Annotated in this window: 12 protein-coding genes and 2 tRNA genes; 4 read left to right on the forward strand and 10 right to left on the reverse strand. The window is 37.1% G+C overall.

Annotation, left to right across the window (positions count from 1 at the left end):
* The 9 genes from R2Q66_RS22655 to R2Q66_RS22695 form a co-directional block, all read right to left on the reverse strand.
* Complete coding sequence (locus tag R2Q66_RS22655; RefSeq protein WP_316753503.1) at positions 1-453, reverse strand: hypothetical protein; 453 nt, start codon at positions 451-453, stop codon at positions 1-3.
* A 112-nt stretch (positions 454-565) separates the two neighbouring features.
* The gene (locus R2Q66_RS22660; RefSeq protein WP_316753505.1) at positions 566-1,084 is read right to left on the reverse strand and encodes a hypothetical protein; all 519 of its coding nucleotides are present in this window, start codon (positions 1,082-1,084) and stop codon (positions 566-568) included.
* Positions 1,085-1,276: 192 nt separating this feature from the next.
* Positions 1,277-1,990, reverse strand: coding sequence for a DUF1266 domain-containing protein (locus R2Q66_RS22665; RefSeq protein ID WP_316753507.1), 714 nt, complete (start codon positions 1,988-1,990; stop codon positions 1,277-1,279).
* A gap of 4 nt (positions 1,991-1,994) precedes the next feature.
* On the reverse strand, positions 1,995-2,693 hold the full coding sequence (locus R2Q66_RS22670) for a hypothetical protein (protein ID WP_316753509.1): 699 nt from the start codon (positions 2,691-2,693) through the stop codon (positions 1,995-1,997).
* Between the two features lie 14 nt (positions 2,694-2,707).
* A complete protein-coding gene (locus R2Q66_RS22675; protein ID WP_316753511.1) occupies positions 2,708-3,163 on the reverse strand; it encodes a hypothetical protein in 456 nt (151 codons plus the stop codon).
* A gap of 161 nt (positions 3,164-3,324) precedes the next feature.
* Positions 3,325-5,238, reverse strand: a complete 1,914-nt coding sequence (locus R2Q66_RS22680; RefSeq protein WP_316753513.1) for a sensor histidine kinase — start codon at positions 5,236-5,238, stop codon at positions 3,325-3,327.
* The gene (locus R2Q66_RS22685; RefSeq protein WP_316753516.1) at positions 5,231-5,956 is read right to left on the reverse strand and encodes a LytTR family DNA-binding domain-containing protein; all 726 of its coding nucleotides are present in this window, start codon (positions 5,954-5,956) and stop codon (positions 5,231-5,233) included. Before R2Q66_RS22685 ends, R2Q66_RS22680 begins: the two co-directional genes overlap by 8 nt.
* 170 nt (positions 5,957-6,126) lie before the next feature.
* The gene (locus R2Q66_RS22690) at positions 6,127-6,312 is read right to left on the reverse strand and encodes a hypothetical protein (RefSeq protein ID WP_316753518.1); all 186 of its coding nucleotides are present in this window, start codon (positions 6,310-6,312) and stop codon (positions 6,127-6,129) included.
* Positions 6,313-6,430: 118 nt separating this feature from the next.
* A tRNA-His gene (locus R2Q66_RS22695) sits at positions 6,431-6,507 on the reverse strand.
* Positions 6,508-6,706: 199 nt separating this feature from the next.
* Between R2Q66_RS22695 and R2Q66_RS22700 the strand changes: the two genes are divergently transcribed.
* From R2Q66_RS22700 to fbp, 3 genes are all read left to right on the forward strand, one after another.
* Positions 6,707-7,360: a tRNA1(Val) (adenine(37)-N6)-methyltransferase gene (locus R2Q66_RS22700; RefSeq protein ID WP_316753520.1), complete on the forward strand. Its 654-nt coding sequence runs from the start codon at positions 6,707-6,709 to the stop codon at positions 7,358-7,360.
* 98 nt (positions 7,361-7,458) lie between these two features.
* Positions 7,459-7,950, forward strand: a complete 492-nt coding sequence (locus tag R2Q66_RS22705) for a metallophosphoesterase family protein (protein ID WP_316753522.1) — start codon at positions 7,459-7,461, stop codon at positions 7,948-7,950.
* 21 nt (positions 7,951-7,971) lie between these two features.
* Positions 7,972-9,048, forward strand: coding sequence for a class 1 fructose-bisphosphatase (gene fbp, locus R2Q66_RS22710; protein ID WP_316753524.1), 1,077 nt, complete (start codon positions 7,972-7,974; stop codon positions 9,046-9,048).
* Between the two features lie 23 nt (positions 9,049-9,071).
* On the opposite strand, the gene rnhA is transcribed toward fbp, so the two are convergent.
* Positions 9,072-9,545, reverse strand: a complete 474-nt coding sequence (rnhA, locus tag R2Q66_RS22715; RefSeq protein ID WP_316753526.1) for a ribonuclease HI — start codon at positions 9,543-9,545, stop codon at positions 9,072-9,074.
* Positions 9,546-9,721: 176 nt separating this feature from the next.
* Here rnhA and R2Q66_RS22720 point away from each other — a divergent pair.
* Positions 9,722-9,798: transfer RNA gene (locus R2Q66_RS22720), tRNA-His, on the forward strand.
* Positions 9,799-9,981 lie beyond the last annotated feature (183 nt).

A 9,981-nucleotide genomic window follows, 5' to 3' on the forward strand; every position in this document is an offset into this window, starting at 1 on the left:
TTATTTGTATTGTGCAGCAAAATAATCTTCAACTACAACATTGTATTTTTTTGCGTTATACTCAATGATGGGTTTGCTTTCTCCGTTAAACAAAACCATAGCAGTTCTATTTTTAAATTTTGTAATATCTATTAGGTATGTTTTGTCTTTGACATTAAATTTTAATTGTCGGGCATTTGTTCTTCCTACAAACCTTTTGTCTGTTGCTGGTCCATAATTGTTGTAAATTGAGTTAGCTGTTTTGGTATGGATTTTAATTTTATTTTTTGAGGCACCAACTTTTTCATTTTCCACAAAAAATATTCCTTGAGAAGGCGTTGTTAGTGTTATTCCAAATTCTGTTTTTGTATCAGGACTTACCAATTTAATATATCTCGAAGAGCAAGAATTTAAAAAGATGCTGATTAAAAAATAGTATGCAACTAGGGTTATGCTTTTTTGTGATTTTTTCATTTATTGTTGATGATATACAGTCTGCCCAGATGGTTTGTAAATAATTGATCTGTCTCTTGCAGTCGGCCAGTCAAACTTACCGCTAACCTCCCGCAGCGTAGCGATGTGGATTTTATATTTTGACCTTTATTTTTTTAAAATCTCCTTTTTCATCTTCCTCCCATTGGTTTTCTCCAATTAAATAATAGTTGCCGTCTTCTTTAGTTATCCTATTTTCAAAATCTAGATTTTCTGATATAAATGCTCTGGTTTTTGCAATTTCATTCCACTTTCTGCCTTTAAACGACCAGACTGAAATATTATTCCAGCAACCTTCATTGGTTCGAGAAAAAATTATTATTTCATTTGCCTTATCGTCATTTAAATCTTCCGTTTTAGAAATATAAATCCCCAAACTTTGGTCAATACTTATTTTGGGGATATTTTCTGTAAATTCAATATTTATCAAACAATTATTTTCCCCGCATTCAATTTCATCGGTTTCTATATTCCGTTTCAAACTTATAAATGCAGTATCACTTTCTTTGTAATTATTGATGTTACCAATATTAAACTTTTCATCTACTGTTTCCATTCTTTTTGATTCACAACCAAGGATCACCAAAGACAAAATTAAAAGTCTAAATTTCATATTGAATTTCATTTTTAGCCCAATTGTGATCTAATGCGATTTTTTTTCTGTTGAAGAAGTAATCGTTTGGGAACTATACATTCTGAACCGGCAATCGAAGTACGAAAAAGAGATTGATTCAGATTAATGATACCGCCTATTGCCGGTCAACCTCTATTATTACCAAATTGTAGAGGCTAACCGGCATTTTTTTTACAAATAGATTCTGTTTTTCAATGGGCTTTTTTCACTATTCAGCAGATCGTCCGCAAGCTGGATCATTCCATCGTTGTTTGAACCACCCCAAATTGCTCTTCCGAAAATATAACTGGTTGTGTATTCTTTCCAGGTTCTGCAATAATCTCTTAGCGCTGTATGTGATTTCTGTAAATATTCAATCAATTCTACTTCAGAAATATAGCCTGCTTCATAACAACAGCGTGATAAAAATGCACCTCTTCCATAATTCCAGGCAGTATCTCTTATATTCTTAATAGCTGAGAAATCCTGGATTACATTCTGCTCTACAAGCTCAGGTACAACATTGCTTAATTTTCGATATATTTCCACATAGTGTTTAAAAACGTCTTCATCATCCGGTAGATTAGATTTTAAAATAGCTACATAATTTTCCCTATTCTCAAAGGCATTATACACAATATCTAAATACTCGTCTTGATTTCTGTTTTGCAGATCTGAAAGAACTTCAATTGCATCATCTTTCTCAAATATCTCCCAATAATCCTCTAGAATTGTTTTCAATGTTCCTTTATCAAGCCCCGTTTCATAAGAGTTAAGATAGGCAGATTGTTGTTCTGCATACATTGAACTAATTAGTAGATGATCTAATTGCAGGCCAATTACTACATTTTTATCGTTTAGTCTTAGATTCTTAAAGGCATTAATAAATTTCGAAAATATGCTCATACAATTATGCTACTTTGAGGTTTGGGAACTTGTCTTGCAATATTTTCACAAATTTTTCACCCACTATTTGATATTTAACTCTTGTCATTAACTGTTTGTTCATGTTTAAAATATCCGTTGGGTCTGGTACATAATTTAGTCTGTCATGAACTTCAAGTGACAAAGGAGTACCATCGATGTTAAATGTGATAATTTGTGTTTTTGGTAAATACTCTTCCGAAGACTTTAAGTAAACACCTAAATGTGATTTTAATATACCTCCATAGCGAAGCGTTGCTTCTTCAATTCTGAAATTGTCAAAAACAATATGTTCATCTAATTCGCCAACAGTATTGGTGCTAAAAAAATGTAAATCACTGCCGCTTAACACCCAAAAGCATTCGGTTTCTATTCGTCTAAGTTTTACACCAATTGCAGAGAGTGCTATGTTTTTTATGCCGTCACTTATAACACCCTGAACTTTATTTGTTGTAGATTGAGGTACAGATGCAGAGGTATAGGCATCTATTGGTTTTCCTTTCATCCATTGCTTTATTTGCGGGAAATCTTCTGCTAAAAGCTCTTGCTTGTAAGCATCATATTTATTTCTTTCAAAATCTAAGTCAATTTCTGATTTTGCTGATTGGTGTTTTTTGTTCATGTAGATCATAACACACACACCGGCAATTACTAATACTGCAGGAATTAAGAATATTGGATTCATAAAAGATGCTTATTTTAAATATTAGTTGGTTCTACGTCTTTAGTTTTGTTTTTTGAAGGAATACTTGCCCAAATTAGTAATGCTATTATAACTAAGAAAACAAGTTTTCCTCCTACTTTTTTCCAAAAAGACAAAGGATTTTCTGCAGTTTCCGCATCAAAATCATGTTTCTCTTTTAATATTTTAGCTACTTGGGGATCAATTTCAAAATACATATTATTTGAAATGTCACTCAATACAAATCTTCCATTAGAGTTCCAAATAGACATCCCAAAAATGCCATATTCTTTATTAGCATAAGATAGGTTTACTTTTTGTCCGGCCAATTTTTGAATTTCAGAATCTGTAGGTAATTCCTGCACAGTTTCGATGGATTCGCAGGGAAGACAAATAGGGATTTTTGCTTTTGCAGATACTAAACTTAGGCTTGCAAACGCAATACATGCAGTTAAAATAATTGTTTTCATCATATCTATTTTTTGTTTCAAATGGCATCGGGATTGCTGGAAATCCATAAGCGCAGCAGATCATTTTAAGTCATTTTTTTACTTAAAAAACAAATAAAAGAAATTAAATCTAAGGTGGACAAGTCGATAAAGAAGTGCTGGCTTTCAGTTAACGAGCGCTACACTTAAACCGGAATCCGTAAAGTGACAATTGTACCAGGAGCATCCACCGGGGAATTCATCGACAGGCTAGCCTCTCCTAAACCTTCATTTTGTAAATACTGAATTCGTTCTGTTACAATTTGGGTGGCACGCGAAGTATGGGTCGGCTTATCAGTGGTATCCAAACCAACTCCATTGTCGTTAATGATGATCTTTAAAACCTCCTTGTTAATGGCCATTGATACGTGTATATGACCTTTATAACTGATGTTTTTAAATCCATGTAAAATAGAATTCTCTATAAATGGCTGAAGTAACATTGCCGGAATCTCTATTTCATCAAACATATTGGCAACCTCATTGTCCAATTCAAATACATAGTCGAATTTGCCTGGCATCCTCATTTGCTGCAGCTTTAAATAGTTTTCCAGAAAGTCCATTTCAGATTTCAAGTCAATATTTCGTTGTTTACCTGCCGTTAGTTTCTCTCGCATCAAAACGGAAAAATGATCCAGGTAAGTGAGTGTCTCCTGAGTTTTCTCTTGCCGAACCAAAGCACGAATACTCGCTAAGCAATTGAAAATAAAATGAGGGTCCATTTGGCTCCGCAACAACCTTTGTTCCAATTCAAGTTTGATATTAAGATCTGAAACCTGCTTATTTTCGGTAATGAGTTCTTTTCTCCTTCGGTCTAAAAACAGTAATAATATCATCGCAAATAGCAATCCTGAAAAAAGGATAATCACCGCCAACCAGAGCCTGTTCAACTCCAATTGTCCCGTTATCTTATCTATATTTTTGTTTAATGCACCAATTTGTTGGTCTTTTTGCACTGTTTTATAGAGCGAAGATATTTCGTTTGCTGCTTTTCGGTTTTCATTTTCTTCTCTCTCTTTCTTTTTTTGAACATACTCTTCAAAAGACGATTGTGCCTTTTTATTATCACCACGAACGATAGCAAACGCGATCTTATTTTCCAGATACATCAGGTAATCATCTGCATCAAATTGGCTTAACCGCTTGGTAACTTCACGCTCTGCCACACGTGCTTTTGACAATTGATGCTTGTTTACATAAATGCCCAATAGATTGTTGTAGGCCATAAAAGCATTGGAGGTATCTGCTTTATAGGCTTTTAATTGATAGTAAAGGGCAGAATCTAATTCTTTACCCTCGTAAAATATTTTTGCTTTTGATATATAATAATTGTAATCTATACGGGGACGTTTGGTTTTCTTTTTTATTTCTGTGGCCTGATTTAAATATAATCGAACGGAGTCATTAGCCAGTCCTTTCTTATCTAAATACCCTAGTGAAAGCAATAAATTCGCGGATATAGACAAGTCTTTTGCCAACATACTGGTATCTTTTTTCAAAAGAAAGAGCATTTTCCTGGCAAATCTATTAGATAAATCCAATCTGTTATTGAAACTGTTTAGTTGTGATGCCCATAATAAAATAAAACCGGAAGATTTTGGAAAACTGAGCTTCAAATTTCCTGCATCAATAAGATATGCCGCTTGTGTGTAGTAATAAGTTGCCGCATAATATTGCGCTTTTTTTTGCTCAAGATAGCCCATCCAATAGAAATTGGTAGCTGCCTGGGCTCCATTTTTTTCCGACAAAGGCAATATATTTAAAGCTTTTTGGGCCACTTCAAACGAAGCAGAATCTTGTTTATTTTTAAGTAAACAATAGCTGAGGTAAAAGTAAGCCCGACTAAGTATGGAGCTATCCCTTTGATTTTCCTTTATTAATTGTTGTAGTTGTGGTATTGCTTTTTTAGGCTGTTTACTTAGTTTTATCTGGTCAAATAAGCTATCCAGTAACTGGCCTTGATTTATTCGCGGAGAGGAAGGCCCCCCGCAGCTGATAAATAAGGTAATGATTAGCCAAATAGAGATTAGGTAGGAGATCTTCAAGGGTTTATTATGCATTATTAATTGTCATTTTTTGCATCAATAAATCTTTCTTACGGGTAGATACAGGCACTTGTATACCTCCTTGTAAAAAAACAAAGCCATCATGATGGTACGAAATAATAAAGTTTAGACAAATCAGAAAAGATTTATGAATTCTCAGAAACAAACCTTCCGACAACAAGGTTTCATATTCTTTGAGTGTTGTACTTGTTGTAATTTCTCTGCCATCAAGTAAAAAGAAGGTAGTGTAGCCACCATCTCCCTTACAATATAGAATATCGGAATGGCGCACAAAATACGTTTCATTGAGGGTTTTCAATACTAACATTGTCGATTGCTTATCGAAGAGGATTTCCTTTTGTACCGAATGCAAGACATTAGGTCGCAAGCTGGCTTTATCGAGGGCATCATACAATTCCTTTTCCTTTATGGGCTTCAATAGATAATCCAATGCCCCCGCCTTGATGGCACGTAGCGCATAATGCTCATAGGCAGTTACAAAAATTACCGAAAAAGGGGTTGAAGGAAGGCGCTCCAACACCTCAAAACTCTGGCCATCAGAAAGTTCTATATCCATCAATATAACATCCGGAGCCGCAGATGGGATGAGTAGTAATGCTTCTTTTACCGAGCCACAGGCCCCTACGATACCATCATGAGTCCGCACACTAACTAATTGTATCAGTTCTTCCCGTATTTCTGCTTCGTCTTCGACGATAAAAATTTTAGCCATTTCGTGCAAAAAAAATAAAAATAGGCATTTATATACAAAGCTAACCTGCTGTGTTGTTAATTACTTTAATAACAGAGGAATGTGTTTTAGGTGAGCCATCACCACAGTAAAATGACGGAGCCGTTTTTTATGTACCCCCCTGCTGCAATTGACCCCATTAGGGCCGCTATTCAAAAAATAAAAAACCATTCGGGAAGCACACTTGTAGCTATCCTATAACTTTCATAATCTTCCTGATGCTTATCCGGTTTATCAGAAGTTCCGGTGTAAGCGTCATCGCTCAGGAAATCATATCCCTGCATACCCCACAACGGATATAAACGTATCGTCAAACGGCACAAAAAGTTTGCTTTCATTCGACCAATCTTCTATAACATGGGATGCGGCGAACTCATCTGACAGAAATACAAAGATTTCCTCCGTAAAAAAACTTTAGGCAAAAAAAAAGCAGTCTTTTCAGACTGCTTTTAAAACTGGGGTGGAATATGGGGCTCGAACCCACGACCCTCGGTACCACAAACCGATGCTCTAACCAACTGAGCTAAAACCACCATGTTTTTTTCAAGGCCACAAAAGTAGCATTTAAATTTGATTTTACAATATATTACTGAAATAAATCTATTTTTTTATCTTTGCCGCATTCCCAACCCCCTGACGAAGTTTTACACTTCGTTTTATATCAATCATTTACCAATCATGAGCAGTATTTTTAAATTTAAAGAATTTGAGGTTAATCAAACTGGCTGCGCCATGAAAATCAACACCGACGGAGTTTTACTGGCTGCGATAGTAACTCATGACAACCCGGAATATACCTTAGATATTGGCACCGGAACAGGAGTTATCGCGCTGATGCTGGCTCAACGCTTCCCAAAAACCCTGGTTGATGCCGTAGAAATTGATGAATCCGCAGCAAATACGGCCCTTGGTAATTTTGCAGGTTCAAAGTTTGCTGAACGTACAGCAGCACACCTCAGCCCTATCGAGCATTACCAGACTACGCGTAAATATGACCTTGTAGTATCCAACCCTCCTTTCTTTGTGAACGATCTGAAAAACCCGGAGATCAGAAAAGGTATTGCCAGACATGCCGACGAAGAGTTTTTCGACGCCTTACTTCAAAAGGTGAGCGAAATATTAAGTCCGACAGGTTCTTTCTGGCTGATCTTACCCGTTAAACAAGCGGAACTGCTGGTAGAAAACGCCACTCAATATGGGCTATCGCTTCAAAAACGCATTGACGTTTGTTCCGATCTAAGTAAACCCGTAATTCGTCACATCATTTGTTTATCAAAAAACAACCAGCCCCCCCCTCCTTCTGAAAACTTTTACATCTATGAATCAAAAGGTGTTCATACCCTTGCCTACAAGGAATTGCTAAAAGATTTCTTTCTGGCTTTTTAAAGCTTCCAACCCCGTTCTTTCAAAGATTTCTTTCCCTTATTTTTCATGGTTCTCCAGCTCAATATACATAGCTTTGTATAGACACAAAAAGCTATACTTTGAAAAAAATAGGACTTCTTTCTGATACACACGGTTTTCTTGACGATGCCGTTTTCAAACACTTCGACGAATGCGATGAAATCTGGCATGCCGGCGACTTTGGTCCGGATGTAGCCGAACGACTTGCAGCTTTTAAACCACTTAAAGGCGTTTATGGCAACATTGACGACAAAGAAATCCGTGCAGTCTACCCCGAACACCTGAGATTCAACTGTGAAAAGGTAGATGTCTGGATGACGCATATCGGTGGATACCCCGGAAAATACGCTCCAAATATAAAGAGTGAAATATACACTAAGCCACCCATGTTATTCATCACCGGACACTCACATATATTAAAAGTAATGTTCGATCCAAAAATCAACTGCCTCCATATAAACCCCGGTGCGGCAGGTAATTCAGGCTGGCACAAGGTTAAAACATTAATCAGGTTTTGTATTTCGGAAGAAAAAATCCATACCTTAGAGGCCATAGAAATAGGAAATAGATAACGTATAAAATACACTAAGTATATGTCAGGCATCAAAACACTAGGCCAGTTTATCATTGAAAAACAAGCTGATTTTTCATACGCAAAAGGAGAACTCTCCAGATTGCTAAGGGATATAGGGATTGCATCCAAAATCGTGAACAGAGAGGTCAACAAGGCCGGTTTAGTCGATATTCTCGGGGATGCAGGAACGGTAAACATCCAGGGCGAAGGCCAGAAAAAGCTAGATGTTTTTGCCAATACTCAATTCATTAGTGCACTAACCAGCGGTGGCGAATGCTGCATCGTAGCCACAGAAGAAGAAGATGAGATTGTACGCATAGACTCTCCGGTTTCCAAAAACGCCAAGTATATTGTATGTATCGATCCATTAGACGGCTCTTCAAATATTGATTGTAATGTAGCGGTGGGAACAATCTTTTCTATTTACCGCAGAAAATCTGTGGAGGGAGAAGCGACTTTAGCCGATGTATTACAAAAAGGCACACAGCAAGTGGCCGCAGGATACGTAATTTACGGTTCTTCCACCATGTTGGTTTATACCACAGGGAAAGGAGTAAACGGATTTACATTAGACCCTTCTATAGGCGAATTTTGCTTATCACACCCTAACATGACCATTCCTGATGGCGGAAACATCTATTCTTTAAATGAAGGGAATTATGTTCACTTCCCGGAAGGCGTAAAGAAATACCTGAAATATGTGCAGGTTCACGATGAAGAAACCAATAGGCCTTATACTTCCAGATATATTGGCTCTATGGTTGGCGACATTCACAGGAACCTGATTAAAGGCGGTATCTACATCTACCCTACCACTGCAAAATCACCAAACGGAAAATTAAGGCTGTTATATGAATGCAATCCAATGGCTTTCATTGTAGAGCAGGCTGGCGGTGTTGCTTCTGATGGCTTCAACAGGATCCTGGAGATCGAGCCGACCGAATTACATCAGCGTAGCTCTATTTTTATCGGCTCTAAAGAAATGGTAAATATGGCGGAAGGAATGATGGCTGAATTTTCTTCGGAAAAGAATGTAAATACCGAAACCGTACAAGACTTAAAAGAAACCACACAAAACTTAAAACAAGTAGGCTAGAACATTATAGCAACACGCGCTTCTTATAGCAAGGTTGCTTTATTTCGTTCTTTCTCAAACTCTACATCTATCGCCAGCGCAGCTTTATTTTTACCTGCTGCCACAGCCAATACATCACAACGCTCGTTCTCAGGATGGGCGTTGTGACCTTTGATCCAGACAAATTTTACATCATGAAGTTTATAGACATCCAGGAAACGAATCCAGAGGTCCTTATTCTTCTTTCCTTTAAAACCGATCTTTACCCAACCGAACACCCATTTCTTCTCTACAGAGTCTACAACATACTTAGAATCGGAAACGACAGTCACCTGTTGCCCCGGAGTTTTGATCGCCTTTAAACCTTCAATCACAGCCAGCAATTCCATCCGGTTGTTGGTCGTCATGCGAAAGCCACCACTCAATTCCTTATAATGCTTTCCTGAACGCAAAATGACCCCATAACCACCTGGTCCCGGGTTTCCACTTGCTGCGCCGTCTGTAAAAATCTCAATCATATGTGGACAAATCTATGTTTTTAAGCTTTAATTGCAATTCATGAAGGATAATAAATATTATTATGAAAATTAAATATGCTGAAATTGAATCGGTTAAAAGAAAACACGAGACTAAACCTCAAATATATTTGCATTAAATAATATTAATCGTACTTTTGTGACGTTGAAAAAACATGGTGGTTTTAGCTCAGTTGGTTAGAGCATCGGTTTGTGGTACCGAGGGTCGTGGGTTCGAGCCCCATATTCCACCCCAGTTTTGAAAGCAGTCTGAAAAGGCTGCTTTTTTTTTGCCCAAAGTTTTTCTGGTAGATGAGTTCGGTTGCTAAATTCATTAAGTGTGTTTGATGCATAGATTTTCAATAGCCTTCTGAATAGGATAAAACTGGGATTGGGAAGATTTTTGGGATCAATCCCAAAACTTGTGGAGCAATGATGT

This window comes from Pedobacter gandavensis (assembly GCF_032677645.1).
Lineage (GTDB): Bacteria > Bacteroidota > Bacteroidia > Sphingobacteriales > Sphingobacteriaceae > Pedobacter > Pedobacter gandavensis_A.